General features: G+C 74.3%; 17 protein-coding genes. 14 read left to right on the top strand and 3 right to left on the bottom strand.

Going from position 1 to position 26,990, the window contains the following annotated elements; genetic code table 11:
• Positions 1–9: 9 nt before the first annotated feature.
• From ACZ51S_RS19360 to trpD, 3 genes are all read left to right on the top strand, one after another.
• A complete protein-coding gene (locus tag ACZ51S_RS19360; RefSeq protein WP_468802805.1) occupies positions 10–1,338 on the top strand; it encodes a class II 3-deoxy-7-phosphoheptulonate synthase in 1,329 nt (442 codons plus the stop codon).
• Positions 1,339–1,602: 264 nt separating this feature from the next.
• Entirely contained in the window at positions 1,603–1,809 is a 207-nt protein-coding gene (locus tag ACZ51S_RS19355) for a hypothetical protein (RefSeq protein ID WP_468802804.1), read from the top strand.
• Between the two features lie 34 nt (positions 1,810–1,843).
• A complete protein-coding gene (gene trpD, locus ACZ51S_RS19350; protein WP_468802803.1) occupies positions 1,844–2,941 on the top strand; it encodes an anthranilate phosphoribosyltransferase in 1,098 nt (365 codons plus the stop codon).
• A 102-nt stretch (positions 2,942–3,043) separates the two neighbouring features.
• Here trpD and ACZ51S_RS19345 read toward each other — a convergent pair whose 3' ends face one another.
• The 3 genes from ACZ51S_RS19345 to ACZ51S_RS19335 all read right to left on the bottom strand — a co-directional run bounded on the left by ACZ51S_RS19345 (position 3,044) and on the right by ACZ51S_RS19335 (position 6,704).
• Positions 3,044–4,351 (bottom strand): cation:proton antiporter, encoded by a 1,308-nt coding sequence (locus ACZ51S_RS19345; RefSeq protein WP_468475322.1) that lies wholly within the window; start codon positions 4,349–4,351, stop codon positions 3,044–3,046.
• The gene (locus tag ACZ51S_RS19340; RefSeq protein ID WP_468802802.1) at positions 4,338–4,976 is read right to left on the bottom strand and encodes a flavin reductase family protein; all 639 of its coding nucleotides are present in this window, start codon (positions 4,974–4,976) and stop codon (positions 4,338–4,340) included. The genes ACZ51S_RS19345 and ACZ51S_RS19340 overlap by 14 nt, the downstream gene beginning before the upstream one ends.
• A gap of 129 nt (positions 4,977–5,105) precedes the next feature.
• On the bottom strand, positions 5,106–6,704 hold the full coding sequence (locus ACZ51S_RS19335) for a tryptophan halogenase family protein (protein ID WP_468802801.1): 1,599 nt from the start codon (positions 6,702–6,704) through the stop codon (positions 5,106–5,108).
• A 177-nt stretch (positions 6,705–6,881) separates the two neighbouring features.
• Between ACZ51S_RS19335 and sbnA the strand changes: the two genes are divergently transcribed.
• The 11 genes from sbnA (at position 6,882) to ACZ51S_RS19280 (ending at position 26,989) form a co-directional block, all read left to right on the top strand.
• On the top strand, positions 6,882–7,916 hold the full coding sequence (sbnA, locus tag ACZ51S_RS19330) for a 2,3-diaminopropionate biosynthesis protein SbnA (RefSeq protein WP_468475325.1): 1,035 nt from the start codon (positions 6,882–6,884) through the stop codon (positions 7,914–7,916).
• A 64-nt stretch (positions 7,917–7,980) separates the two neighbouring features.
• Positions 7,981–8,244, top strand: a complete 264-nt coding sequence (locus ACZ51S_RS19325) for an acyl carrier protein (protein ID WP_467894902.1) — start codon at positions 7,981–7,983, stop codon at positions 8,242–8,244.
• The gene (locus ACZ51S_RS19320; protein WP_468475326.1) at positions 8,241–9,509 is read left to right on the top strand and encodes a beta-ketoacyl-[acyl-carrier-protein] synthase family protein; all 1,269 of its coding nucleotides are present in this window, start codon (positions 8,241–8,243) and stop codon (positions 9,507–9,509) included. Before ACZ51S_RS19325 ends, ACZ51S_RS19320 begins: the two co-directional genes overlap by 4 nt.
• A complete protein-coding gene (locus tag ACZ51S_RS19315; RefSeq protein WP_468802800.1) occupies positions 9,506–10,600 on the top strand; it encodes a beta-ketoacyl synthase N-terminal-like domain-containing protein in 1,095 nt (364 codons plus the stop codon). The genes ACZ51S_RS19320 and ACZ51S_RS19315 overlap by 4 nt, the downstream gene beginning before the upstream one ends.
• Positions 10,601–10,680: 80 nt before the next feature.
• The gene (gene fabG, locus ACZ51S_RS19310; protein ID WP_468475328.1) at positions 10,681–11,424 is read left to right on the top strand and encodes a 3-oxoacyl-[acyl-carrier-protein] reductase; all 744 of its coding nucleotides are present in this window, start codon (positions 10,681–10,683) and stop codon (positions 11,422–11,424) included.
• A gap of 45 nt (positions 11,425–11,469) precedes the next feature.
• Positions 11,470–12,195, top strand: coding sequence for a DsbA family protein (locus tag ACZ51S_RS19305; protein ID WP_468475329.1), 726 nt, complete (start codon positions 11,470–11,472; stop codon positions 12,193–12,195).
• The gene (locus ACZ51S_RS19300) at positions 12,192–13,640 is read left to right on the top strand and encodes a condensation domain-containing protein (protein ID WP_468961528.1); all 1,449 of its coding nucleotides are present in this window, start codon (positions 12,192–12,194) and stop codon (positions 13,638–13,640) included. Before ACZ51S_RS19305 ends, ACZ51S_RS19300 begins: the two co-directional genes overlap by 4 nt.
• On the top strand, positions 13,637–14,809 hold the full coding sequence (locus ACZ51S_RS19295; RefSeq protein WP_468961526.1) for an FAD-dependent monooxygenase: 1,173 nt from the start codon (positions 13,637–13,639) through the stop codon (positions 14,807–14,809). The genes ACZ51S_RS19300 and ACZ51S_RS19295 overlap by 4 nt, the downstream gene beginning before the upstream one ends.
• Positions 14,810–14,952: 143 nt before the next feature.
• Positions 14,953–15,192: an MbtH family protein gene (locus ACZ51S_RS19290; RefSeq protein ID WP_468165325.1), complete on the top strand. Its 240-nt coding sequence runs from the start codon at positions 14,953–14,955 to the stop codon at positions 15,190–15,192.
• A gap of 80 nt (positions 15,193–15,272) precedes the next feature.
• Complete coding sequence (locus tag ACZ51S_RS19285) at positions 15,273–20,447, top strand: amino acid adenylation domain-containing protein (RefSeq protein WP_468961525.1); 5,175 nt, start codon at positions 15,273–15,275, stop codon at positions 20,445–20,447.
• The gene (locus tag ACZ51S_RS19280; protein ID WP_468961523.1) at positions 20,444–26,989 is read left to right on the top strand and encodes an amino acid adenylation domain-containing protein; all 6,546 of its coding nucleotides are present in this window, start codon (positions 20,444–20,446) and stop codon (positions 26,987–26,989) included. The genes ACZ51S_RS19285 and ACZ51S_RS19280 overlap by 4 nt, the downstream gene beginning before the upstream one ends.
• Position 26,990 lies beyond the last annotated feature (1 nt).

The raw sequence follows: 26,990 nt of genomic DNA, 5'->3' as shown, positions 1-26,990 counted from the left end.
AGCGATCTCGTGGAACACGTGGATTCCTGGCGGGCCCGGCCCGCAGCACAACAGCCCGGATGGCCCGACCCCGCCGCGCTGGCGGAGGTACGGGCACGACTGCGCGACACCGTCCCGCTCGTGGTCGCCGCCGAGTGCGAGCAGCTCAAGTACCGGCTCGGCGCCGTCGCCCGGGGCGAGGCCTTCCTGCTCCAGGGCGGGGACTGCGCCGAGACCTTCGCGGACGTCCGCGAGGACTCGGTGCGCCGCAAGGTGCAGACCCTGCTCCAGATGGCGCTCGTCCTCCAGTACGCCGCCTCCGTGCCGGTCGTCAAGATCGGCCGGATGGCGGGCCAGTACGCCAAACCCCGCTCCAAGCCCACCGAGACCCGCGGCGGGCTGACCCTGCCCGCCTACCGGGGCGACGCCGTCAACGGCTTCCCCTTCGAGGAGGCCGAACGCACCCCCGATCCGGACCGCCTGCTGCGGATGCACCAGGCCGCTTCCGGCACGCTGAACCTCGTACGGGCCTTCACCACCGGCGGCTACGCCGACCTGCGCCAGGCGCACGCCTGGAACCAGGACTTCGTGGCCCGCTCGCCCGTCGGGGAGCGCTACACGGCGCTCGCCACCCAGATCGACCAGGCCCTCAACTTCATGCGGGCCTGCGGGGCGGACGAACGCATCCAGCACGCCGTGGAGTTCTACGTCAGCCACGAGGGCCTGCTGCTGGAGTACGAGGAACCGCTGGTCCGCGAGGACCCGGCGACCGGCCGGCTCTACGCGACCAGCGGGCACATGCTCTGGATCGGGGAACGCACCCGGGACCTGGACGGCGCGCACGTGGAGTTCTTCTCGCGGATCGCCAACCCGGTCGCGGTCAAACTCGGCCCCACCACGGAATCCGACACGGTGCTGCGGCTGATCGACCGGCTCGACCCGGAGCGCGAGCCGGGCCGGCTCACCTTCGTCGTCCGGATGGGCGCCGGACAGGTCCGCGACCGGCTGCCCGAGCTGGTGGAGAAGACGGCCGCGGAGGGCGCGCCCGTGGCCTGGGTGAGCGATCCCATGCACGGCAACACCTTCGAGGCGCCGTCCGGCCTCAAGACCCGCCGCTTCGACGACATCGTCGACGAGGTGAAGGGCTTCTTCGAGGTCCACCGCGAGCTCGGGACGCATCCCGGCGGCGTGCACCTGGAATTCACCGGGGGCGACGTCACCGAATGCGTGGGCGGCGGTGAGGAAGTGAGCCTCGACGGACTGAGCGAGCGCTACGAGTCCACCTGCGACCCGCGCCTGAACCGCACCCAGTCGCTGGACTTGGCATTCCTGGTCGCCGAGATGTACCGGGAACGCTGAATTCCGCTTATCGCCGTTATCGCCGGGCGCCCCCGAGGGCGCCCCGATGGCCGCTCAAGCGGCCCGCGAGCGGAGGTCAAGAGGGGTCCCAAGGGTTTTTTATCGCCCTAGGGGCCCCTCCTGACCTGCGGGTATATCGTCCTTATCGGAATGGCGCGGCCCCGGAAGACGGAGCGATATCAGCTCGAAGCCGCTCCTTCCTAGTGTTCTTCTCACCGGAACAAAGCGAAGCTCAAGCGGTACTCAACGGGGAGAAGGACAGAGATGCAGAACACGTGGCGCACCCAGGTCAAGCGCATCGCCGTCGCGATCATCGCGGCGGTGGCGATCGCGGGCGGGGTGCAGATCGCGAACGAGGGAGCCGCGGGCGGCGGCAGCAGCGTGACGGCCGACGCCACCACCCCGCAGGCCCCGGCCTCGGCCCAGACGCCGTCGCCGTCCTTCTCCAAGGACATCGACGAGTGGGGCTGAGCCGCCACATCCGACGACCCCGAGGGGGAACCAAGTGACCACCGCCAGACCAGAACCCGGCCGCGGGGCGCGCAGCTGGCCCGCCCTGCTGGAAGCCCTGCTCGCCGGCCGTGACCTGGCCCCCGCCGACACGGCCTGGGCCATGGACCGGGTGATGAGCGGCGAGGCCACCGACGCGCAGCTCGCCGGCTTCCTCGTCGCCCTGCGCGGCAAGGGGGAGACGGTCGGCGAACTGGAGGGCCTGGTGCGGGCCATGCTCCACCACGCGGTGCCCCTCGACGTCCCCGGCGCCACGGTCGACGTGGTCGGTACGGGCGGCGACGGGGCCCGTACGGTCAACATCTCGACCATGTCCGCGATCGTCGCGGCCGGCGCCGGCGCCCGCATCGTCAAGCACGGCAACAGGGCGTCGAGTTCGGCCTCGGGATCCGCGGACGTGCTGGAGGCCCTGGGCGTGCGGCTGCGCCTGGAACCGGCGAGGGTGGCCGCCCTCGTGGACGAAGCGGGGATCACCTTCTGCTTCGCCCCGGACTTCCACCCGTCCATGCGGCACGCCGCCGCCGTCCGCAGGCAGCTGGCGATCCCCACCGTCTTCAACGCGCTCGGGCCGCTGACCAACCCGGCCCGTCCGACCGCCCAGGCGGTCGGCGTGGCCGACGCGCGGCTGCTGCCGCTGATCGCGGGCGTACTGGCCCGCCGGGGCGCCGGCGCCCTGGTGTTCCGCGGGGACGACGGCCTCGACGAACTCAGCGTCACCACCACGTCCACCGTGCTGAGCGTCGAGGGGGGAAGGGTCCGGGAGGAATCCTTCGACCCCCGCGACGCGGGCATCGCGCCCGCCCCGGTCGACGCGCTGCGCGGCGGGGACGCCGGGCACAACGCGGCCGTGGCCCGGCGGCTGTTCGCCGGCGGGGAGCGCGGGCCGGTCCGTGACGCGGTGCTGCTCTCGGCGGCCGCCGCGCTCGCCGCGGCCGAGCCGTCCAGGGGCCGTACGGTCACCGAGCGGCTGCGCGAGGGGGTCGCCGCGGCGGCCGCCTCCCTGGACACGGGGGCCGCGGAGGCGGTCCTGGAGCGCTGGGTGCGGGCGGCTGCCGGACACGCCGAGGCACCGCTCGCCGCCGCCGGGCGGTGAGCGGTACGCACGGTACGGAGCGCGGACGCGCCGCGGTGCGGCCGGGCCGGTCCCCGGGAGGGGGACGGCCCGGCCGCACCGGCGGCGGTCACGGGTCCGGGATCACAGGACGGCCGCCTTCGCCGGCAGCCGTACCGGCTCGTGGACCAGCGGCCCCTCGGCCCCGTCGTCGGCCTCCTTGCCCCGGGGTACGCCCCGTCGGATCCAGGACAGCGCCGGCGAGGTGATCGCCGTGGTGAGCAGGGCCATGAGCACCAGCATCGTGAACAGCTCCGGCCCGATCACCCCGAGCTCCAGGCCCAGGTTCAGCACCACCAGCTCGGTCAGGCCGCGGCAGTTCATCAGCGCCCCGATCGACATGGCGTCCCGCCAGGACTGGCCGGTGGCGCGGGCGGCCGTGGTGCTGCCGCCCCACTTGCCGAGGAAGGCGACGACCATGACGGCCAGGACCCACAGCCACATCATCGGATCGGCGGCGAGCAGCCCGACATCGGTCTTCAGGCCCGTGTTGACGAAGAACAGGGGCAGCAGGATCGGGATGGTGAAGGCCCGCAGCCGCGCCGCGCACAGCTCGATCACCCGCGAGCCGCGCGGGGTGATCACCCCGAAGACGAAGGCGCCGAACAGGGCGTGCACGCCGATCTTGTCGGTGGTGAAGGCGGACAGGCACAGCCCGCTGAAGAGCACCACCAGGACCACGGAGTCCACCGTGCGGGCCGCCCGTACGGCCCACTTGGCGAGCAGCGGCCGGACGGCGTAGATCATGAAGGCCAGGAACAGGGCCGCCAGGGCCGCCGTGGTGGCCGCCTCGACCGGGGAACTGCTGGTGCTGACGGCGACGACCGCGGCGAGCAGGCACCAGGCGGTGACGTCGTCCACGGCCGCGCAGGCCATGGCCAGGGCGCCGATCCGGGTGTTGTAGAGCCCCCGGTCGGTCAGGATCCGGGCGAGCACGGGGAAGGCCGTGATGCTCATGGACACGGCGATGAACAGGACGAACGCGAGCTCGCTGACCCCCTTCGGCGCCATCGTGTCGTACATCAGCAGGGCCAGCCCCGAACCGAGGAGCAGGGGGAGCGCGATGCTCGCCTGGCTGACGGCGATGGCCGTACGGCTGTGCCCGCGCAGGGCCGAGAGGTTCAGTTCCAGGCCCACCAGGAACATGAACGCCAGCAGACCGATGTTTCCGAACGCCCCGGTGAACGGCAGGACCGTCCCGGGGAACAGCCATGTCTGGGCGTCGGGCCACAGCCAGCCGAGCAGCGAGGGACCCAGCAGGATGCCCACGGCGATCTCACCGACCACCGGCGGCTGACCCAGGCGGCGGAAGAGCATCGCGCCGGCCTTGCACGCGAGGATGACGGCGGGGATCGCTATCAGCAGATCGGGCAGCGGGTCACGGGCGGACACGGGCGGTTCCCTCCGCGGCCGAAGGGGCGACGCGCGGGGCGGGCACCGCCGGCGGGGGCGGCGCCGCGGCGGGTGGGCCCGGGACGGCGGTGGCGTCGGTCCAGCGCGCGTACCGGCGCTTCCCGTACAGCAGGGGCTCCTCCTCCTCGCGCAGCGTGACGCGGCTGATCCGGACGAACACGGCGGTGTGGTCGCCGAACTCGGCGGTCTGGGTGACCTCCCCGTCGGCGATGGCGTGCGAGGCCTCCGCGAGGTGCGGGCCGCCGGCCCCCAGCGGCAGCCGCCACTCGACGCGCTCGAAGCGGCCCGGGGAACCCGAGGCGAACAGGTCCGACACCGGGCGCGCGTTCTCGTGGAGCAGGTTGACCGCCACGTGCCCCGTCTCCAGGACGGCCTGCACGGTCGGGCTCTCGGTGCGCAGGCACAGCACCACCGTGGGCGGGGAGAGGGCGACGCTGGCGAGGGAGCTGCACGTCATGCCGCGCGGCTCGGAATCCGTACCGATCGTGGTGATCACCGAGACGCCGGAGGGGAAGGCCGACATCAGGGGCCTGATGTCGGCTTCGGCGGCGCCGTCGGACACGGCGGCGCGGGCGGCGGGGGACGGCTGCGAGGTGGCTGTCATGAGTGGTGACTCTCCTGGGGGCTGGGCCCGGGCCGGGCCTGGGGCCGGCGCAGGGGGTGCGGCGCGGGCCCGGAAGCCGGGGGGAGGAGCCGGCTCCGGGCCTGCGCACCGGAAGGGAGGGGACGCGTACTAGCCGTGCAGCTTGCGCAGGTAGTCGTACGTGCTGGGGAGGGTGTCGAGGAGGTGGTCCTGCTCCTGCTTGACCTTGCCGAACATGGCCTCGGCGCCGGCCACGGAATCGGGCTTGTGCGCGAGGATCGGCAGCGGGGCGTCCGGCTCCAGGCCGAGGCCGGCGAAGACGCAGTAGTAGCTGCCGTTGGTCCAGAAGTTACGGAACTCCGCCTCGAAGTTGCCGTAGTACGTGGACTCGTCCGCGATCGGCGAATTGATCGGCAGGCCGGCCTTGTAGGCGGAGATCTTCTCCTGGATGTTCTGGGGGAGCGTCAGCTCCTTGTTGGCCCGCCAGAACGGCGTGTCGTTGCGCGGCGCGTAGTAGAAGTGCGCCTGGATGAAGTCGCGGGTGTCGTCGAACATCACCTCGATCTCGCGGTTGAAGCTGTTCGCCAGTTCCGGGTTGAAGGTGCGGTCCGGGAAGTGCTTGGCGAGCTGGTAGATGGCCGCGGTGATGAAGTAGATGCCGGTCGATTCCAGCGGCTCCAGGAAGGCGGAGGAGAGACCGATGCTCACCACGTTGTTCACCCAGGCGCGGCGGTTGCGGCCGACCCGGAACTTCACGTGGTTGAACTTCGTCGTCTCCGGGTCCAGGCCCCACAGGGCGCTGAATTCCTTGGTCGCCTCCTCCTTCGTCGTGAACTTGCTGGAATAGACGTAGCCGGAGCCGAAACGGCCCAGCATCGGTATCTTCCAGGTCCAGCCGGAGGACATCGCGATGGCGGAGGTGTACGGCTCGATGCCGTTCGCCTCGTCGTCGTGCGGCACCGCGGTGGCGACGGCGCTGTCGCACAGCAGGTGGTCGCTCATGTCGATGAACGGCTCCGCCATGGCCTGGTTGATGAGCAGGCCGCGGAAGCCGGAGCAGTCCACGAACAGGTCGGCGTCCAGCACCCGGCCGCCCTTGGTGTGCAGGGCCTTGACGAACCCGCGCTCGTCCTTCTCGGCGTGCGTCATCTCGTCCTGGACGTGGTTGACGCCCTGCTTGCCGGTGGCGAAGCGGCGCAGGAAGTCGGCGACCAGGGCGGCGTCGAAGTGCCAGGCGTAGCGGGTTGACGGGGTGCCGTCGAGCCACTTCGGGGACTTCTTCGCGTCCATCACCGGGGGTTCGCGGAAGCACGCGTAGTCGAACGGCTCCTCGGTCTGGCCCTCCAGCTTCCGCTTGGCCCAGTAGTGCGACATCGGGACGTTGTCGCTGTCGGGCAGGATGCCGAACGGGTGGTAGAAGTGGTCCGGGCCGCCGTTCTCCAGCTCGCGGGCGTCGGGCTGGCCCTGGCCGCCGGTACGCCAGTTCACGAACCGCACCGCCATCTTGAAGCTGGCGTTGCACTCCCGCATCCACTCCTCCTCGGCGATGCCGAGGTAGTCGAAGAGGACCTTGTGGAGGTTGGGGACGGTGGCCTCGCCGACACCGATCCGCGGAATCGCCGGCGCCTCCAGGACGGTGATGTCCACGGTGCCCTGGAGCGCCTTCCCGAGATAGGCGGCGGTCATCCAGCCGGCGGTACCGCCGCCCAGGATGACGACTTTCTGAATGCGCGAGTCGGTGCCGGTCATGTAGGGACTCTCTCTTCCGTCTGCATGGGGAGTTCCGTTGTGCGATGGGAAGAGATTCCGGCCGCCGACTATGCGCCACCTATAACCGGTCGTATGGCATCGGTATAGCGGATTGGCCGAATCTCGGTCCCGTTGTATCCGCACCCCGCAACTCCCAGCAGAGGATGGCTGCATCAGATGCCGTACGACGAAGGGACGAAGGGAATCCTCTCAACTGTGGGAGGAACGCCGCTCATCGAACTGGAGCGTTTGCTGCCGGGCCTCGGCTCGCGGGTGTTCGCCAAGGTGGAGCGGTTCAATCCCGGAGGAAGTATCAAGGACCGCTCGGCACTCTCCATGGTGCTGGCGCGCATCAGGTCGGGGGAACTCGTCCCCGGCAAATCCACGGTGGTCGAGTCGAGTTCGGGCAATCTCGCGATCGGGCTCGCCCAGATCTGCGGCTATTTCGGCCTGCGCTTCATCTGCGTGGTGGACGCCCGCACGACCCGGCAGAACGTGGCGATCCTGCGCGCCTACGGGGCCGAGGTCGAGATCGTCGTCGACCCCGACCCGGCCACCGGCGAGCTGCTGCCCGCCCGGCTGCGACGCGTCGCCGACCTGGTCGCCGGGATCCCCGACGCCTACTGGCCCGACCAGTACTCCAACCCGCTCAACCCGATCGCCCACCAGACCACGATGCGCGAGATCGCCGAGGCCCTCGACGGCCGCGTCGACCAGCTCATCGTGGCCGCGGGCACCAGCGGAACCCTGGGCGGCTGCGCCGAGTACATCCGCCGGCACGGCATGAACACCACCGTCAACGCGGTCGACGCGATCGGCAGCGTGCTCTTCGCCCCGCCCGAGCGCGTCACCCGGCTGATCCCGGGCCACGGCGCCTCGGTCGTGCCCCGGCTGCTGCGCCCCTCGGACGCGGACCGGGTGATCCACGTCGGCGACCTCGACTGCGTCGTGGGCTGCCGCCGGCTCGTCCGCCACGAGGCGGTCCTCGCCGGAGGCTCCTCGGGGGCCGTGGTGGCCGCCCTGGAGCGGATCGCCCCGGACATCATCCCGGGCTCCAACGTGGTGCTCGTCCTGCCCGACGGCGGCGACCGCTACCTGGAGACGATCTACGACGACGCCTGGGTACACCGCCAGTTCGGCGAGGTCTCGCACCTGTGGAAGGACCCGCGGCCCGCGGTCACCCCCCACCTCGTGGATATAGGCCACCGATAGCGGCCGCTCCCACCATCGATCCATCGCCCCCCTCGCACGATCCCCACCCAACGGAGGAATTCGGATGACCACCCAGATCCCCACCCTCGACGCCGAGCGCAAGGAGCAGATCAAGGAGATCGTCTGCGACATCCTCGAGCTCGACCTCGACGAGGTGACCGAGACCAGCCTCTTCAAGGAGGAGCACGACGCCGACTCCCTGCGCACCATCGAGATCCTCGCCTCGCTGGAGCGGGTCTTCGGCATCACGCTGGAGCAGGCCGAGCTCAGCCGCATGGTCAACCTCGTCGGCGTGTACGCCGTGATCGCGGAGGCCGAGGGCAAGTGACCACCGAGACGGCCGCGACGGGGCGGCGACCCGCCGCCCGGCACCGGGTGGTGATCACGGGTCTCGGTGTCGTGACGAGCATCGGCACGGGCGTCGACGCCTTCGCCGAGGGCCTGCGGGCCGGACGCAGCGGGGCGAAGCCCATCAGCGCGTTCGACACCACCGGCTTCGCCCATTCCAACGCGTGCGAGATCACCGACTTCGAGCCGGAGGCCTGGCTGCGCGAGCTGCCGGCCGACGAGCTCGGCCGGGCCGCCCAGTTCGCGGTCGCCGGGGCCCGCATGGCGGTGGCCGACGGCGGGCTCACCGAGGCCGACGTCCGGGCCAGGCGCTCCCTGGTCTCCGTCGGCACCACCGACGGCGAGTCCCGCGACCTGGACCACCTCACCGGGCTCCAGGTCGCCCACGGAGAGGACACCCTCGACCCGGTGGCCGCCCGGCGCGTCTGGCCGGGCCGGCTCTCCGCCGGCATCGTCCGCGAACTGGGCCTGGAGGACGTCGAGACGGTCACCGTCCCGACCGCCTGCGCCGCCGGGAACTACGCCGTCGGCTACGGCTACGACGCCATCAGCTCCGGCGACGTGGAAATGGCCCTGTGCGGCGGGGCCGACGCCCTGTGCCGCAAGACCTTCACCGGCTTCTACCGGCTCGGCACCATCGCCCCCGACGTGTGCCGGCCCTTCGACGCCGACCGGCAGGGCATCCTCACCGGCGAGGGCGCCGGCATCCTGCTCATGGAGTCCCTGGAATCCGCCCTCGCCCGCGGCGCGCGGATCTACGCCGAGGTGCTCGGGTACGGGCTGTCGTGCGACGCCAGCCACCCGGTCGCCCCCGACCGGGACTCGATCGCCCGCTGCATCACCGCCGCGCACGCCAACGCCGGGATCACCCCCGGCGACGTGGACTTCATCTCCGCGCACGGCACGGGCACCAAGGCCAACGACGTCACCGAGGTCGGAGCGATCCGCCAGGTGTTCGGCGAGGACCTGCCCCGCACCGTCTCCATCAAGTCGATGATCGGCCACACCATGGGCGCCGCCAGCGCCCTGGCCTCGGCGGCCTGCGCCCTCGCCCTGCGCGAGGGGTTCATCCCGCCGACCATCAACCACCGCACCACGGACCCCGAGTGCGGCGTGGACTGCGTACCGAACGAGGCGGTCGAGGCCGACCTCAAGGTCGTGCAGAACAACGGACTCGCCTTCGGCGGCAACAACGCCGTACTGGTCCTCGGCCACTGGGAAGACGAGAGGAGCGCCGTCGCATGAGCACGGCAGCGGAAACCCGCGAGCGGCAGCTCGTCATCTCCGGCTGGGCGGTGACCTCCCCGTACGGGCTGGGCCGGCAGGCCTTCGCAGGCGGCCTCCTCGCGCGGACGGCGGCCACCGCCCCCGTCGACACCGCGACGTGGCCCGTCCCGTACGAGGACGCGGGCCTGATCCCCGGCTTCGACATCAAGGAGGTGCTCGGCCGCAAGGGCACCCGTTCCATGGACCGCGCCACCGGGATCGCCGTCGTCACCGTCGGGGAGCTCCTGGAGGACTTCGGGCGGGGCCTGGCCGCCGACCCGGAGAAGACCGGACTGGTCCTCGGCACCTCCGGCAGCGTCCAGTCCATCATGGACTTCACCAAGGACGCCCTGACGGGGGACAAGCCCTACCTCGTCGACCCGGCCCGGTTCCCGAACACGGTGATGAACTGCCCGACCGGCCAGAGCGCCATCCGGCACACCCTCAAGGGCCCCAACGTCACCGTCTCCGGCGGCTCCGCCACGGGCCTGCTCGCCCTGAACTACGCCTCCCGGCTGCTGCGCGGCGGCCACGCCAACGCGCTGCTGGCCGGGGCGGCCGAGGAGTTCTCCGTCCAGCGGGCCCGGCTGGAGCGGGTCGCCGACCACGGCGGGGCCCAGCCCGATCCGCTCGGCGAGGGCGCCGCGCTGTTCCTGCTGGAGAGCGGGGCCGCCGCCCGCGACGGGGGCCGCCAGGTGCTCGCCACCGTGCTCGGCTCGCGCTTCCGGGCCTTCCCGGAGAGCGGGCGGGCCGGCTCCGCGCTGGCCCGCTGCGTGGCGGAGGTGCTCGCCGACGCGGGCTCCGCCCCCGAGGACGTCGCCCTGGTGGCGCCGGGCACCCCGCCCGGGCTGCTCGGCAAGCAGGAGGAGTCGGCGCTCGAGGCCGTCGCCGGCGAGCGGATCACCGTGCGCGAGCTGGTCGGCGACGCCACAGCCGCGTCGGCCGCCTTCCAGCTGGCCGCCGTCCTCGCCCACGCCGGCGCCGAACCCGCCCTGGTCGACCGGCTCGCCCTGGTCACCGCCATCGACCGGGACGGCACCGTCGGAGCCACCCTGCTGCGGCTCGGCTGAACCCGCCGGGGGCGCACCCCGAAGCCCCCGGCCCCCCGCACCCACACGCACCCGCGTCCCGAAGAGAAAGGCATCTATCCATGTCCGAGACACCGAGGCCGGTAGCCCTCGTCACCGGCGGCTCCCGCGGCATCGGCCGGGCCGTGGTGGAGATCCTGGCGCGGGACGGCCACGACGTGGCGTTCTGCTACCAGTCCAACGAAGAGGCCGCCCGGCTCGCCGCGAAGTCCGCCGAGGCGCTGGGGGCGCGGGTGCTCGCACGCCAGGTGGACGTCACGGACCGCGACCGGGTCCGGGCCTTCACCGCGGAGGCCGAGGCGGAGCTCGGCCCGGTGGAGGTGCTGGTCACCGCCGCCGGCATCGTCCGCGACGGCCACCTGGCGATGATGAAGGACGAGGACTGGGACGCGGTGGTCCGCACCAACCTCGACGGCACCTTCAACTTCGCCAAGGCGCTGGCCTTCCCGATGATGAAGCGCCGGCGCGGCACCATCATCACCCTGTCCTCGGTCGCCGCGGCCGGCAACGCCACCCAGAGCAACTACTCGGCCACCAAGGCCGGGATCATCGGCTTCACCAAGGCCCTGGCCAAGGAATCCGGCCGCAGCGGCCTGCGGGCCAACGCAGTGGCCCCCGGCTTCATCTCCACCGACATGGTCGGCGGCCTGTCCGAGAAGCACGCGAAGGAGATGACGGCCCGCATCCCGCTGGGCCGCTTCGGGGAGCCGCACGAGGTCGCCGAGCTGGTGTCCTTCCTCGCCTCCGACCGCGCCTCCTACATCACCGGACAGGTCTTCCACATCGACGGCGGTCTGGTCGTCTGACCCGCCCGACCACCGGGACCAGCCTGATTCACAGAGGAGTTCGACATGGCCGGCCGTGCCGCCAAACCGCCCCGGTTCTACTTCAACCTGCGCAGCCCCTACAACTTCTTCGCCCTGCACGACATCGAGCGCCGGCACCCCGGGCTCCTCGACCGGGTCGAATGGCGCCCCTTCTGGGAGCCGGACGAGACCAGCGCCCGGCTGCTGGACGAGGCGGGCGGGCAGTTCCCGTACACGCCGATGAGCCGGGCCAAGCAGTTCTACATCCTGCGCGACGTACGCCGGCTCGCCGCCGACCGGGGCCTGCCGCTGACCTGGCCGGCCGACCGCACCCCCTGGTGGGAGCCGGCGCACCTGACCTGGTTCCTCGCGGACGACGCGGGCCTGGGCCGGGAGTGGGTGGCGCGCGCCGGGCGGGCCCGCTGGCTGGAGGGCCGCGACATCTGCGATCCGGCGACCGTCGTCGAACTGGCCGCGGAGACCGGCCTGGACGCGGCCGCGGTGGCCGCCGCCACCGAGGACGCCGGGCTGCGCGCCCGCGGGGCGGCCGCGCTGATGGACGTGCACCGCGACGGGGTCTTCGGGGTCCCGTACCTCATCCACGGCAGCGAGCCGTACTGGGGCCTGGACCGGGTGGACGCCTTCGCCGCCTCCTTCACGGAGGCCGCCGCCGGGACGTCCGCCGCCCCGGCCGCTCCCGCCGAGAAGGAGCTCGCGGCCGTCGGAGCCGGCCGCACCACGGACATGAGCCACGCGGGAGGCTGCGGATGAGCGCCACCACCGTGGAGGCACTGCCGCTGACCGCGATCCAGCAGTCGATGTGGACGGCCTACCGGGTCTCGCCCGAGGCCTCCGCCTACAACATCGTCATGCCGCTGCGGCTGCGCGGCCGCGTCGACCCCGCCGCCATGGACGCCGCCGTCACCGCCGTCGGCGCCCGCCAGGAACTGCTGCGCTCGGTCTTCACCGAGAGCGCCGCCGGGGTGCGCCGCACCGTCAGCGAACGGCCCCTGGTCCGCATGGAGTTCCAGGACCTCGACGGAGCCGACGAGGCCGCGCTGCACCGCGCCGCCGAGGAGGCCGGGGCCCGCCCCTTCCGGCTGGAGTCCGGAGCCTTCCGGGTGGTGCTGCTGCGCCGCTCCGACGAGGACTGGGCCCTGGTCACCTCCGCCCACCACATCGTCAGCGACTTCACCTCCCGCTGGCTGCTCGTCCGCGACGTCCTCGACGCCTACGCGGGCCTCGCGGCCGGCACCGAGCCCGCCTGGCGGCCCGTCCCCGGCTCGTACGCCGGACACGCGGCCGAGGAGCTGCGCTACACCGCCTCCGAGGCGGGGCAGCGGGCCGCCGCGCTGTGGCACGAGTCGGTGGCCGGCGCCGCCGCCGCCGAACTGCCCCTGGACCGGCCCCGGCCCGCCCTGCGCTCGTACCGGGGCGCAACAGTCGTACGCGAACTCCCCGAGGACACCGCGGGCGCCCTGCCCGGCGCGGCCTCGGCCGCCGGGGTCACGCCCTTCGCGTACCTGCTCTCCGTCTTCCAGGCCCTCACCCACCGCTGGACCGGCCAGGACGCCTTCGTCCTCGGCGTCCCGGCCACCAGCCGGATGGGCCGCGCCATGCGCGACGTCATCGGCTGCTTCCTCAACACCATGCCGGTCCGGGCCGACTTCGACGAGCGCTCCACCTTCCGCAGCGCGGCCGCCCAGGCCGGCGAACGGGTCATGCGCGGCGTGGTCAACGTCCGCTACCCCTGCGCCCTGGCCTTCCCCCGCGCCACGGTCTTCCGCACCGCGCTGTTCCTGGTCCAGATGGACCGCATGGAGCCGCCGGTCCCCAACGTGCCGCCCGGCGCGAGCGAGGGACCGTCCGTCCCGTACGCGGGCCTGGACATCGCCCTGATCGACGTCCCGCAGCAGGAAGGACAGCTGGACCTGCTGCTGCGCATCGAGCAGACCCCCGACGGGATCACGGCCGTCTTCTCGTACGACACGGACGTGCTGGACCGCGAGACGGTCGAGCGGTTCGCCGACGGCTACGAGCGGATGCTCGCGGCCGCCGTCAAGGACCCGGACACCCCCGTCGCCGACGTGGAACTGGCCGGCGCGAGCGAACTGGAGGCCCTGCTGGCCCTGGGCACCGCCGCCGGCGGCGGCCTCGACGGCTTCGGCGGCTTCGACGAGTTCGAGTCCTTCGAGAACGCCTGGGAGCACCGGTGAGCCCGAAGACCGCCGTCATCGGCGCCGGACTGGGCGGGCTGACCGCCGCCGCCGCGCTCCACGCCCGAGGCCTGGACGTCACCGTCTACGAGCGCGGCACCGCCCTGCGCGAGCAGGGCGTCGGCATGCACCTGGGCCCCAACGGCACCCGGCTGCTGGAGCGCCTGGGACTCGGCCCGCGCCTGGCCGAACTGGCCGTCCGCCCCGAGGCCCTGGAGGTCCGGGCCTTCCACAACGGCGCCCAGGTGGCCGTACAGGAGATGGGCGAGGCCTGGGAGCGGCAGTTCCGCGCCCCCTACCTCACCGTCCACCGCGGCGACCTGCACCGGATGCTGGCCGCCCTGGTGCCGGCGGAACGGGTGCGCACCGGCAAGGAACTGGTCCGGTACGAGGAGCGCCCCGACGGGGTGCTGCTGGAGTTCGCGGACGGCACCACCGACCGGGCCGACGTACTGGTGGGAGCCGACGGGGTGCACTCGACGGTGCGCCGCGCGCTCGCCGGCGACGACGCCCCCGTGTACTCCGGCAACAGCGCCCTGCGCGGACTGGTCGACGCCGCGGACGTGCCCGCGCTCGACCCCGCCCGGATGTACATGTTCGCCGGCCCCGGGGCGCGGGTGCTGTGCTACCCGGTGTCCGGGGGCCGGCAGTTCACCTACGTGGTGGTGGTGCCGGCGCCCGAGGGCGACGCCGAGTCCTGGACCAGCGCCGGCGACCGCACCGACCTGGACGCCGTACTGGCCGGCTGGGCACCGCAGGTCCGCCAACTGGCCGCCGCGGCGGGCGAGGTGCGCCGCTGGGCCCTGTACGACCGGGCGCCGCTGGAACGCTGGAGCACCGCCCGCACCACCCTGCTCGGCGACGCCGCGCACCCGATGCTCCCGCACCACGGCCAGGGCGCCAACCAGGCCGTCGAGGACGCCGTCGCCCTCGCCGTCTGCCTCGCGGAGGCGGACGCGGACGCGCGGGCCGTCAGCGCCGCCCTGGAGCGCTACGAAGCGGCCCGCCGCCCCCACACCACCCGGGTGCAGCTCGGCTCCCGCGAGGGCGGCAAGCCGCAGGGCAAGCCGGACGGGGACGTCAGGGGCGCGGCCGCCGACGTCAGCTGGATCCTCGACCACGACGCGGAGGCAGCCCTGCGCACCCCGGCGAGCAGCCGGGCGGCCTGAACCCGCCCGCCCCGCCCCACGGGCCCCCGACGCCATCCGGCGCCGGGGGCCCGTCCGCGTTCCGGCACGTATATGCGCCCGATAGGGCATCGATAGCGCCCTCTTCAAGGATGGCCGCATCTGATCACGCGAAGGGAAAAGCGATGAGCGAACAGCAGAACGCACCCCGGCACGACGGGCAGTCCGACACCCGCTACCGCGTCGTCCTCAACGACGAGGAGCAGTACTCGATCTGGTGGGCCGGCCGCGAACTCCCCGCCGGATGGAAGGCCGAGGGCACCGAGGGCACCCGCGAGGAATGCCTCGCCCGGATCAGCGAGGTGTGGACCGACCTGCGCCCCGCCAGCCTGCGCCGCCGGATGTCCGCCGCCTCCGCGGTCTGACCGCACCAGGTCCGGGCCCGTCCGGTCCGCCAAGGCCTCGGGCACGGCCGACGCCACCCGATCCCGATGAAGGAGAGAACGTGAACGACCGTACGCAGTCGGGATCCACCCCCGGCCGTCTGCTGCTGCCCGCCCTGTTCAGGGCCCAGGCCGCCCGCACCCCCGAGGCCCCCGCCGTCCTCGGCGCCGACGGAGCCGTCGTCGACTACGCCGGCCTGGACCGGCTCGCCGGCCGCTACGCCGCGGCCCTGCGCGCCGGGGGAGTGGCCCCCGGCGACTTCGTCGGCGTCTGCCTGCCGCGCGGCCCCGAGCTGATCGCCGCGCTGCTCGGCGTCTGGTTCGCCGGGGCCGCGTACGTCCCGCTCGACCCGCACTACCCCGAGGCCAGGCTCGCCCTGGTACTGGAGGACGCCGGCGCGGCCGTCGTCCTCGCCGGACACGGCACCGCCGCCCGGCTGCCCGCCGGCACCACCGTCCTGGACGTCGCCGACGCGCCGGAGCACGTACCGGCCGGGGAGGCCGCCGCCTTCCCGCTCGCCCCCGACACCGCCGGGCCCGCGTACATCCTGCACACCTCCGGCTCCACCGGCCGCCCCAAGGGCGTCGTGGTCCCGCACGGCGGCATCGCCAACCGGGTGCGCTGGCTGGCCCACCGCCACAAGCTGGGCCCCGCCGACCGCTTCCTGCTCAAGACCACCATCGGCTTCGACGCCGCCGGCCTGGAACTCTTCTCCCCGCTGATCAGCGGGGGAGCCGTCGCCGTCGCCCCCGAGGACGCCGAGCGCGACCCCGCCGCCCTGCTGCGTGCCGTCGCCGAGCACGGGGTCACCGTCCTCCAGGGCGTGCCCTCCGTGTACCGGCGCCTGGCCGAGCAGTCCGGATGGGAGGACGCCGGCGCCCTGCGGCTGATCTTCAGCGCGGGCGAGCCGCTGCACGCCGAACTCTGCCGGGCGCTCGCCGAGCTGGCGCCGCGCGCCGAGATCTGGAACACGTACGGCCCCACCGAGGCCTCCGTCGACGTCACCGAGCACCGCTGGGACCCCGCCCAGCAGACCGGCGCCGTCCCCATCGGCCGGCCCATCGCCCACATGCGGGCCCTCGTCCTGGACCCCGCCGGCCGGCCCGTCCCCGTCGGCGTCCCCGGCGAACTGCACGCCGGCGGCCTCGGCCTCGCCCTCGGCTACCAGGGCCGCCCCGACCAGACCGCCGAGCGCTTCGTGCCCGACCCGTACGGCCCGCCCGGCGAACGGCTCTACCGCACCGGCGACCGCGTCCGCTGGCTGGCCGACGGCACCCTGGAGTACCTGGGCCGCCTCGACCACCAGGTCAAGGTCAACGGCGTCCGCATCGAGACCGGCGAGGTCGAGGCCGCCCTCGCCGCCCACCCCTGGGTACGCGCGGCCGTCGCCGCCGCCGTCCCCGACGGCTCCGGCGGACACCGGCTCGTCGCCTGGGTCCAGTCCCGGGGCGAGCGGCTGCGCCCCGAGGAACTGCGCACCTTCCTGCGCCGCTCCCTGCCCGACCCGCTGGTCCCGTCCGTCTACGTGCCCGTCGCCGAGTTCACGCTCACCGCCAACGGCAAGATCGACCGCTCCGCGCTGCCCGAGCCGGCCTCCGCGGCCGCCTCCGCCGCCGAGGGCGCGCACGTCCCCGTGCGCACCCCCGCCGAGCGGGTCGTCGCCGAGCAGTGGTCCGCACTCCTCGGGATCCCCGCCGAGCAGATCGGCGCCACCAACGACTTCTTCCAGCTCGGCGGCGCCTCCCTGCTCCTCAGCAGGCTCGCCGAGGCCCTGTCGGCCGCCGCCGGCACCCGCGTCCCGCTGCGCGCCCTGTTCACCGCCACCACCGTGGAGGCCCAGGCCGCCCTGCTCGCCGACGCCCCGGCCCTGACCGCCGCCGGGCCCGAGGCCGACGAGACCGTCCGGCCCGTGCCGCGCCCCGACGGGGGCCTGCCCCTGTCGCCCGGCCAGCAGGGCATGTGGCTGATGGACCGGATGCGGCCCGGCAGCGCCGAGTGGAACGCGCCCGTCTTCATCACCCTGCCGCCCGCCTACGCCGACGACACCGTCACCGCCGCCCTGACCGCACTCGCCGAACGCCACGAGATCCTGCGCACCCGCTACGTGCTGCGCGGCGCCGAGCCCGTCCAGATCGCCGACGCCGACGCCCGCGTCGAGCTGCGCACCACCCGCGCCGAGACCGCCGAGGCCCGGGCCGCCCTGATCGAGGACGAGTTCACCCGCCCCTTCGACCTGGAGAACGGCCCCGTCTGGCGTGCGCTCAGCCTGCGCGGCACGGACTCCCTGCACCTCGTGCTGTCCCTCCACCACATCGCCTGCGACGGCTGGTCCTCCGTCGTCCTCGAACGGGACCTGCTGGCCCTCGCCGAGGCCGCGCACCACGGCACCGCCGCCGTCCTCCCCCCGCTGCCCGTGCAGTACGCCGACCACGCCGCCCACCAGCGGCGCCGGCTGGCCGGGTCCGCCGCCGACGGGGAACTCGCCCACTGGAAGCGGGCCCTGGACGGCATCCTGCCCGTCGACCTGCCCGCCGACCGGCCCCGGCCCGCCGTCCGCGACGGCCTCGGCGCCGCCCACGTGTTCACCGTCCCCGCCGGGCTGGCCGAGCGGGCCGCCGCCCTCGGGCGCGGCCACGGCGCCACCCTCCAGCAGACCCTGCTGACCGTGTTCGGGACCCTGGTGGCCCGGCTCACCGGGCAGTGGGACGTGCCGGTGGGGGTGCCCGTCGCCGGACGCGAGCGGCCCGAGGTCGCCGACGTCGTCGGCTTCTTCCTCAACACCCTGGTGATGCGCTGCGACGCCCCCGCCGACGCCACCTTCACCGAGGCGCTGGTCCGGGTGCGCGACACCGCCCGCGCCGCCTTCGCCCACCAGGACCTGCCCTTCGACCGGCTCGTCGGCGAGCTGGACGAGGCCCGCGACCCCGGCCGCACCCCGCTCTACCAGGTCATGTTCGACCTGCACGAGGAGGGCCGCACCGGCACCGCCACCGCCGAGGACGACCTCGCCGCCTTCCGCGGCGCCTGGCGCTCCGCCCGGACCGACCTCACCTTCGTCGTGCAGCGGCAGGCCGACGGCTCCCTGCTCGGCATGGTCGAGTACGCCACCTCCCTCTTCGACGCCGTCACCGTCGAACGGTTCGCGGCCGGCTGGGTCCGGCTCCTGGAGTCCGTCACCGCCGACCCCGGGGTCCGCCTCGGCCGGGCCGACCTGCTCCCGGCCGCCCTGCGCGCGGAGATCCTGGCGCTCGGCCCCGGCGCCCCGGAGCCCGGCGCGGAGCGGGCCGGCGAGGACGCCGTGCACACCGCGATCGCGGCCGTCGCCCGCCGCTCCCCGGACGGGACCGCCGTCGTCTGCGGCGGCGAGAGCTGGAGCTACGCCCGGCTGGAGCGCCGCGCCGAGGCCTTCGGGCAGCGGCTGCGGGAGCTGGGCGCCGGCCCCGAGAGCACCGTCGCCGTCATGCTCGGCCGCACCCCCGACCTGATCGCCGCCCACCTCGGCATCTGGAAGGCCGGCGCCGCTTACGTACCGCTCGACCCGGCGGCCCCCGACGAGCGCCTCGCCTACGTCCTGCGGGACGCCGGCGCCACCCTGCTGGTCTCCGACCTGGCCGGCGCCACCCGGCTGCGCGGCCACCACGACGGGCCCTGGCTGGCGGTGGACACCGACGAACGCCTCGCCGCCCTGGGCTCCGTCGGGCCCGGCGGAGCCGCCGCGGCCGGCGACCCCGCGTCCGCCGCCGGCGGCCCCGGCACGGGGAGGCGTACCGAGGGCCCGGGCGAGCACCTGACCGAGGGCATGCTGTCCTGGCCCGCCACCCCGCCGGAGCCCCCGGCCGATCCCGCCCGGCTGGCGTACGTCATGTACACCTCCGGCTCCACCGGCCGCCCCAAGGGCGTCGCCGTCGAGCACCGCACCCTGCTGGCCATGCTCCGCGCCTCGCAGGCCCACCTGGACTTCGGCCAGGGCCCCGACGACGCCTGGCTCGCCCTGGCCCAGCCCACCTTCGACATCTCCTGCACCGAACTGCTGATGCCGCTCGTCGCCGGCGGCCGGGTCGTCCTGGCCCGGGAACGCGACCTCGCCGACCACGCCGCGCAGCTGCGGCTCATGGAGGAGCACGGCGTCAGCCACCTCCAGGTCGCCCCGCCGCACTGGCAGATGCTCATCGACGCGGGGCTCGGCCGGCGCCCGCTCGTCGGCCAGACCGGCGGCGAGCCCTGCCCGCCCGCCCTGGCCCGGGAGCTGTCGAGGCGCCTGCTGCGGTTCGTCAACGAGTACGGGCTCACCGAGACCACCATCGCCGCCACCCGCTGGGACGCCCACGACACCGCCACCGCCGTCCCCGTCGGCCGCGCCTACCCGCACGTCACCGCCCGCGTCCTCGACGAGTACCTGGAGCCCGTCCCGTACGGCACCACCGGCGAACTCTGCGTCGGCGGAACCGGACTGGCCCGCGGCTACCACGGCCGGCCCGGCCTGACCGCCGCCTCCTTCGTCCCCGACCCGTACGGAGCCCCCGGCGCCCGCCTCTACCGCACCGGAGACCGGGCCCGGATGGCGGCCGACGGCACCATCGAGTTCGCCGGCCGCTCCGACGGCCAGGCCAAGATCCGCGGCCGCCGCGTGGAGACCGGAGAGGTGCAGGGCGTCCTCGCCGAGCACCCCGGCGTCTCCCAGTGCGCCGTTGTCGTGCACGGCACCGGCTCCACCGCCGCCCTCGTCGGCTACTGGGTCCCCAGGGGCGCCAACCCGCCCGCGGACTCCGCGCTCCTCGACCACTGCGCCCGCCGCCTGCCGGACTACATGGTCCCCGCGCTGCTGGTACCCGTACCGCGGATCCCGCTCACCCGGCACAACAAGGTCGACACCGCGGCCCTGCCCGCCCCCGACCTCGCCGCCGCCCTCTCCGACGAGCCGTACACCGCGCCCGAGGGCCCGGTGGAGGAGATCGTCGCCGAGATCTGGGCCGAGGTCCTCGCGGGGGAGGACGGCACCACCCGTCGGATCGGCGCCCGCCAGGGCTTCTTCCGGATCGGCGGGAACTCCGTCCTCGCCGCCCGCGTCATCGCCCGACTCCACGAGGAGTTCGACGTCGAGATGCCGCTGCGCGCCGTCTTCGAGCACCCGACCGTCGCCGGTCTGGCCGCCGCCGTCGAGGAAGCCGTACGCCTCGAGATCGAGACGCTCAACCACGCCGAACTCGCCATCGCCCACAGGGAGTACCAGCCGTGACCGCACCCACCGCACCCACGCAGGACGAGCTGCGCGCGGAGCTGCTGCGCAGGCGGCTCGCCGGCCGCGCGGGCCGCGCCGCGGGCGTCCCGGCCCGCACCGGGATCCCGCGCGCCGACCGCGACGCGCCGCTGGCGCTCTCCGCCGGCCAGCGCCAGCTGTGGTTCCTGCACCAGCTCGACCCGGACAGCCCCGAGTACCTCCTGCCGCTCGCCCACCGGCTGCGCGGCACCCTCGACCAGAGCGCCCTGCGCCGCTCCTTCGACGCCCTGGCCGCCCGTCACGAGATCCTGCGCACCCGCTACGTCCTCGACGGTGCCGAGCCGCGCCAGGTCATCGACCCCGCCGGCCCCGTCGACTACGCCGTCACCGAGCTGGCCGGGGTGCCGGAGGCCGGCCGCGACGCCGCCGCGGCCGCCTTCGTCCGGGACCGCGCCACCGAGGTGTTCGACCTGGCCACCGAGGCCCCGCTGCGGGTCCGGCTGCTGCGCCTGGCCGCCGACGACCATGTCCTGGTCGTCGTCATGCACCACATCGCCTGCGACGCGCTGACCCGGCCGCTGCTCCTCGCCGACCTGGCCGCCTGCTACCGGGCCGCGGGCACCGTCACCGGCCGGCTCGACGGCGTCCTGCCCGAACCGCCCGTCCAGTACGCCGACTACGCCGCCTGGATGAACGCCCGCCAGAGCGGCCCCGCCGCCGAGGCCGCCCTCGACTGGTGGCGCGGACGGCTCGCCGGGACCGAACCGCTGGGCCTGCCCACCGACCGGCCCCGCCCCTCCGTGCGCGGCTGGGCCGGCGCCGTCGCCGAGTTCGACGTGCCCGCCGCCACCGCCACCCGGCTGCGCACCCTCGCCGAACAGGAGGGCGCCACCCTCTTCATGGTCCTGCTCAGCGCCTACCAGGCACTGCTCGGCCGCTACACCGGCAAGCAGGACGTCAGCGTCGGCACCGCCGTCTCCGGCCGCACCCGCCCCGAACTCCAGCAGATGGCCGGCTACGCCTACAACAGCCTCGTGCTGCGCGGCCGCTGGGAGGGCGACCCCACCTTCCGCGAGCTGCTCGCCGGCAACCGCACCGCCGTCCTGGACGCCTTCGACCACCAGGACACCCCCTTCGACCGGATCGCCGACCTGCTGGAGCCCGAGCGCGACCTGTCCACCACCCCGCTCTTCCAGGTGATGTTCGACCTGGCCTCCGGCCAGGGCTCCGACAGCCCCGAGCTGCCCGGCCTCACGGTCGGCCCCGTCGCCGCCAGCGGCCGGATCGCCCGCTTCGACCTCACCATGCACCTCGCCGAGCGCCCCGACGGCTCCCTGCACGGCGCCCTGGAGTACGCCACCGACCTGTTCGAGGCCGCCACCGCCGAGCGGATCACCGGCCACTACGCCGCGTTCCTCGACGCCGTCGCCGAGCACCCCGGCGCCCCCCTGTCCACCCTGGAGTTCATCGGCGACGCCGAGCGCGCCCTGCTGCTCGACGGCCCGGCCGAGCCGGTCGGCGCCCCCGTCGACGCCGCCGGTCTGCGGCCCGTGTTCGAGACCATCGCCGCGCAGATCGCCCGCACCCCCGGCGCGGTCGCCGTCCGGCACGCCTCCGGCGAGCTCCCGTACGCCGAACTCGACGCCCGCGCCGACCGGTTCGCGCGCCGGCTGGTCCAGCTCGGCGTACGCCCCGACGACACCGTCGGCGTCCTCCTGGACCGCGGCCCCGACCTCGTCGCCGCGCTCCTCGGCGTCTGGCGGGCCGCCGCCGCCTACGTGCCGGTCGACCCCGGCTACCCCGACGAGCGCATCGCCTTCATGCTCGGCGACACCGGCACCCGTCTCGTCGTCACCCAGGCCCGGCACGCGGACCGGTTCGACGGCCCGGACCTGGTGATCGTCGACGACCCGGCCGAGCGGACCGCGCTCGCCACCGCCGACGCCGAACTGCCCGCCGCGTACGACATCGACCAGCTGGCCTACGTCATCTACACCTCCGGCTCCACCGGCAGGCCCAAGGGCGTCCTCATCGGCCACCGCGGCCTGGCCAACTACCTCACCTGGACCGCGGGCGCCTACGCCTCGGCCGGCACCGGCGGCGCGCCCCTGTTCTCCTCCGTCGCCTTCGACCTCGGCGTCCCCGACCTGTACGCCCCCCTGATGACCGGGCAGAGCGTGCACCTGCTGCCCCAGGACTTCGACACCGCCGACCTCGGCGCACTGCTCGCGGACGGGGGACCGTACGCCTTCATCAAGCTCACCCCCGGCCACCTCGACCTGCTCTCCCAGCAGCTGGACGCCGCGCAGGTCCACGACCTGGCCGGACTGGTCATCGCCGCCGGAGACTCCTTCACCCACCGTCTCGCCGAGCGCTGGGCCGCCGCCGCGGGACCCGGCGGCACCCGCCTCGCCGCCGAATACGGCCCCACCGAGATCACCGTCGGCAACTCCGCCCACTTCCTCGCCGCCTACAGCGCCCCCCGCGGCCCCGTCACCACCGAGCTCGTCTCCATCGGCCGGGCCATCCCGAACACCACCATGTACGTCCTCGACGAGCGGCTGCGCCCGCTGCCCGTCGGCGTCCCCGGCGAGGTGTGGATCGGCGGCACCGGCCTGGCCCGCGGCTACGCCGGCCGTCCCGACCTGACCGCCGAGCGCTTCCTGCCCGACCCGCACGGAGCCCCCGGCGCCCGCATCTACCGCACCGGCGACCTCGCCCGGGTCCTGCCCGACGGCAGCCTCGACTTCGTCGCCCGCATCGACCACCAGGTCAAACTGCGCGGCTACCGCATCGAACTCGGCGAGATCGAGACCGCCCTCACCGCCCAGGAGGCGATCGGGGAGGCCGTCGCCCTCGTCCGCGAGGACGCCCCCGGCGACAAGCAGCTCGTCGCCTACGTCGTCCCCGCCGCCGGCGCCGACGAGGCCGCCCTCGCCCCCGCCGCCCTCAAGGAGGCGCTGGCCGAGGCCCTGCCCGCCTACATGATCCCCTCCGCCTACCTGCGCCTGGACGCCCTCCCGCTGACCGCCAACGGCAAGCTCGACCGGCGCGCCCTGCCCGCCCCCGGCCGCGAGGCCACCGCCGTCGGCGAGCACGTCGAGGCCCGCGACGCCGCCGAGGCCTCCATCGCCGCGGTCTGGGCCCAGGTGCTCGGCCTGGAGAAGGTCGGCGTCCACGACAACTACTTCGACCTCGGCGGCGACTCCATACGCGCCGTCTCCCTCGTCGGCGCCCTGCGCGAGGCCGGCTGGGAGACCAGCGTCCGCGACGTCTTCGAGCACCGCACCGTCGCCAGGCTGCGCGCCGCGCTCGGCGACCAGGCAGGCGACGGCTCCGCCGAGCGCGCGCACGGGCCCGTCGCTCCTTTTGCCCTGATCTCCGAAGAGGACCGGCGCACCCTGCCCGCCGGCGTCACCGACGCCTACCCGGTCTCCCGGATCCAGGCGGGCATGCTCGTCGAGATGCACGGCCGCAGCGGCGAGAACCGTTACCACAACATCACCTCCTTCCGGATCCGCGACGCCCTGCCCTTCGACCCCGAGGTCTTCCGGCGCGCCGCCGGCCTGATCGTCGAACGCCACGAGGTGATGCGGACCTCCTTCGCCATGACGGGCTACAGCGAGCCCCTCCAGCTGGTCCACGACGCCGCGGCGGTATCGATGCCCTGCCTCTTCGAGGACCTGCGCCACCTGCCGCGCGAGGAACGCGAGTCCACCCTGTGGTCCTTCGCCGACCGGGACCGCGAGGAGCTGTTCGACCTCACCGCCGCCCCCCTCATGCGGATGGCCGTGCACCTCGTCGACGACGAGAGCTGGTGGCTCTCCATCACCGAATGCCACCCCGTCATCGAGGGCTGGAGCTACCACTCCCAGCTGATGGAGATGCTCCGCGCCTACCACGCGATGCGCGCCGGGGGCGAGCCCGAACCGGCACCGCCCGTACCGGCCGTGCGCTACGCCGACTTCATCGCCGGCGAGCTGCGGTCCCTGGCCGGCGCCGAGGACCGCGACTACTGGCGCGAGCTCGTCGACGGCCACGAGAAGTTCACCATCCCCACCGGCTGGGCCGGCGACCCGCACGGCATCGACGAGCGCTACCGCGTCGACATCGCGCTGGCCGAGGCCGAGCCGGGCCTGCGCGCCCTCGCCTCGGCCGCGCAGGTCCCGTACAAGAGCGTGCTGCACGCCGCGCACAGCAAGGTCCTGTCGATGCTGACCCGCGCCGGGGCCTTCCGCGGCGGCATGGTCGCCGACGCCCGCCCCGAGGAGGCGGGCGCCGAACGGGTCTCCGGCATGTACCTCAACTCCGTGCCCTTCCCGTACCGCAAGGGCGCCGCGACCTGGGGCGAGCTGGCCCAGGAGGTGTTCGCCCGCGAGGTGTCCCTGTGGCCGCACCGCCGCTACCCGATGCCCGCCATGCGCGTGGCCGGCGGCGAGAGCCACCTGATCGACGTGCTCTTCCACTACCTCGACTTCCACCAGGTCGACGTGGAGCTCATCGACATCATGGCCAGCCGCGACGACAGCCCCAACGAGTTCCCCCTCGTCGTCGGCACCCCGGTACGCGGCCACCTGTCGATCGCCTCCCGTACGCGGACCCTCGCCAAGGCCAACGCCGAGCGGCTCGCCGGGCTCTACAAGGCCGTCCTCACCGAGATGGCCCGCACCGGCGCCGACGGCGACGCCACCGGAGGCTTCCCCAGCGCCTACGAGAAGGCCCGCCTCGCCGCGCCGCCCCTGCCGCACCCCGAGACCCCGGCCGACGTCCTCGCCGGCTTCGAGGCGCAGGCCGCCCGTACCCCGTGGGCCACCGCCCTCACCGGCGCGGGCACCCCCGGAACCTCGTACGCGGAGCTCGACGAGCGGGCCAACCGGATCGCCCGCAGGCTGCGCGCCCTCGGCGTCGGCCCCGAGAGCCGGGTCGCCGTCCTGCTGGACCGCGGGCCCGAGCTGGTGGCCGCGCTGCTCGGCGTGTGGAAGGCCGGCGCCGCCCAGCTGCCGGTCGACCCCTGCACCCCGGACGCCCGGATCGCCGGGCTCGGCTTCGACCTGGCCCTCACGCAGGCCGCGTACACCGGGCGCTTCGCCGGGATCCTCCCCGAGGGGCGGGTCCTGGCCGCCGAGGAGGTCTCCGACGAGGGCGACGGCGGCCCGCTGGGCCTGGACCCGGACCCGGACCGGCTCGCCTACGTGCTGCACACCTCCGGCTCCACCGGCACCCCCAAGGGCGTCGAGGTCACGCACCGCGCCCTCGCCCACTACCTCGACTGGGCCGTACGCGCCTACGCGGAGGCGGGCACCGGCGGCGCCCCCTGGTTCACCTCGGTCGGCTTCGACCTGGGCATGCCGGCCCTGTACGCGCCGCTGATGACCGGGCAGCCGGTCCGCCTGCTGCCGCAGGACTGGCAGCCGGGGGAGTTCGGGCGGCTGCTGCTGGCCGGGGCGCCGTACTCCTTCGTCGGCCTGACCCCGGGCCACCTCCAGCTGCTGGAGGGGCAGTTGAGCGACGCCGAGCTCGGCGGGCTCGCCGGGATCGCCGTCTGCGCCGGCGACGCCTACCCGACCGCGCAGGCCGAGCGGGTCCACTCCCGGATCGCCGCGGCCGGCGGGCGGATGCTCCTGGGCGCCGAGTACGGCCCCACCGAGACCACCGTCGCCGCGACCTTCGGGTACGTGCGCCCCGGCGGCCACCTCAAGGGCGGCGCCCGCACCCTCGTCCCGCTGGGCTCCAACCTGCCCGGCGTGCTGCTGCGGATCCTCGACGAGCGGCTGCGGCCGGTGCCCGACGGGATCACCGGTGAGATCTGGCTCGGCGGCGAGGGGCTGGCCCGGGGGTACGCCGGACAGCCCGCCCTGACCGCCGAATCGTTCCTGCCGGACCCGTACGGACTCCCCGGCACCCGGCTCTACCGCACCGGCGACCTGGCCCGCATCCTGCCCGGCGGGGTGCTGGAGTTCACCGGCCGCGCCGACGAGCAGGTCAAGATCCGCGGCCACCGCGTCGAGCCGGGCGAGGCCGAAGCGGCACTGACCGCGGACCCCGCCGTCCGCGAGGCACTCGTCGCCCCCGTGGACGCCGCCGACGGCGGCAAGCGGCTCGCCGCCTGGGTGGTCCCCGCGGACGGGGCCCGCGTGGAGGTCCCCGCCCTCCGCGACCGGCTGCGCACCGTCCTGCCCGCCGCGGTCATCCCGGCCACCGTCACCGTCGTCGCACAGCTCCCCCTGACCGCGAACGGCAAGCGCGACAAGGGCGCGCTGGCCTCGCGCCGGGCCACCGCGACCCCCCTGCCCCACACCGCCCCCCGCACCGACCTGGAGAAGGTGCTCGCCGAGGTCTGGTGCGAGGTCCTCGGCCTCGAACAGGTCGGCGTGCACGACGACTTCCGTGACCTCGGCGGCGACTCGCTGCTGGTGGCACCGCTGCTCGTCACCGCCCGCCGGCACGGACTGGCCCTCGACCTGGCCACCGCGCTCCGCAACCACACGGTCTCCCAGACCGCCGCCGCGCTCGAAGCCGCCGCCCGCCAGGACGGCGCCGACCACCCCCGGAAGGGCTGAT

The sequence above is a fragment of the Streptomyces sp. NPDC034043 genome (genome assembly GCF_055575675.1).
The sequence above is the reverse complement of the archived record's forward strand: the minus strand, read 5'-3'. Positions and strand labels throughout refer to the sequence as shown.

Coding starts and splice junctions, on each gene's coding strand:
- ACZ51S_RS19305 (WP_468475329.1), top strand. CDS start 11,470: ATGGCCGGCCGTGCCGCCAAACCGCCCCGGTTCTACTTCAACCTGCGC.
- ACZ51S_RS19315 (WP_468802800.1), top strand. CDS start 9,506: ATGAGCACGGCAGCGGAAACCCGCGAGCGGCAGCTCGTCATCTCCGGC.
- ACZ51S_RS19290 (WP_468165325.1), top strand. CDS start 14,953: ATGAGCGAACAGCAGAACGCACCCCGGCACGACGGGCAGTCCGACACC.
- ACZ51S_RS19335 (WP_468802801.1), bottom strand. CDS start 6,704: ATGACCGGCACCGACTCGCGCATTCAGAAAGTCGTCATCCTGGGCGGC.
- fabG (WP_468475328.1), top strand. CDS start 10,681: ATGTCCGAGACACCGAGGCCGGTAGCCCTCGTCACCGGCGGCTCCCGC.
- ACZ51S_RS19325 (WP_467894902.1), top strand. CDS start 7,981: ATGACCACCCAGATCCCCACCCTCGACGCCGAGCGCAAGGAGCAGATC.
- ACZ51S_RS19300 (WP_468961528.1), top strand. CDS start 12,192: ATGAGCGCCACCACCGTGGAGGCACTGCCGCTGACCGCGATCCAGCAG.
- sbnA (WP_468475325.1), top strand. CDS start 6,882: ATGCCGTACGACGAAGGGACGAAGGGAATCCTCTCAACTGTGGGAGGA.
- ACZ51S_RS19340 (WP_468802802.1), bottom strand. CDS start 4,976: ATGACAGCCACCTCGCAGCCGTCCCCCGCCGCCCGCGCCGCCGTGTCC.
- ACZ51S_RS19355 (WP_468802804.1), top strand. CDS start 1,603: ATGCAGAACACGTGGCGCACCCAGGTCAAGCGCATCGCCGTCGCGATC.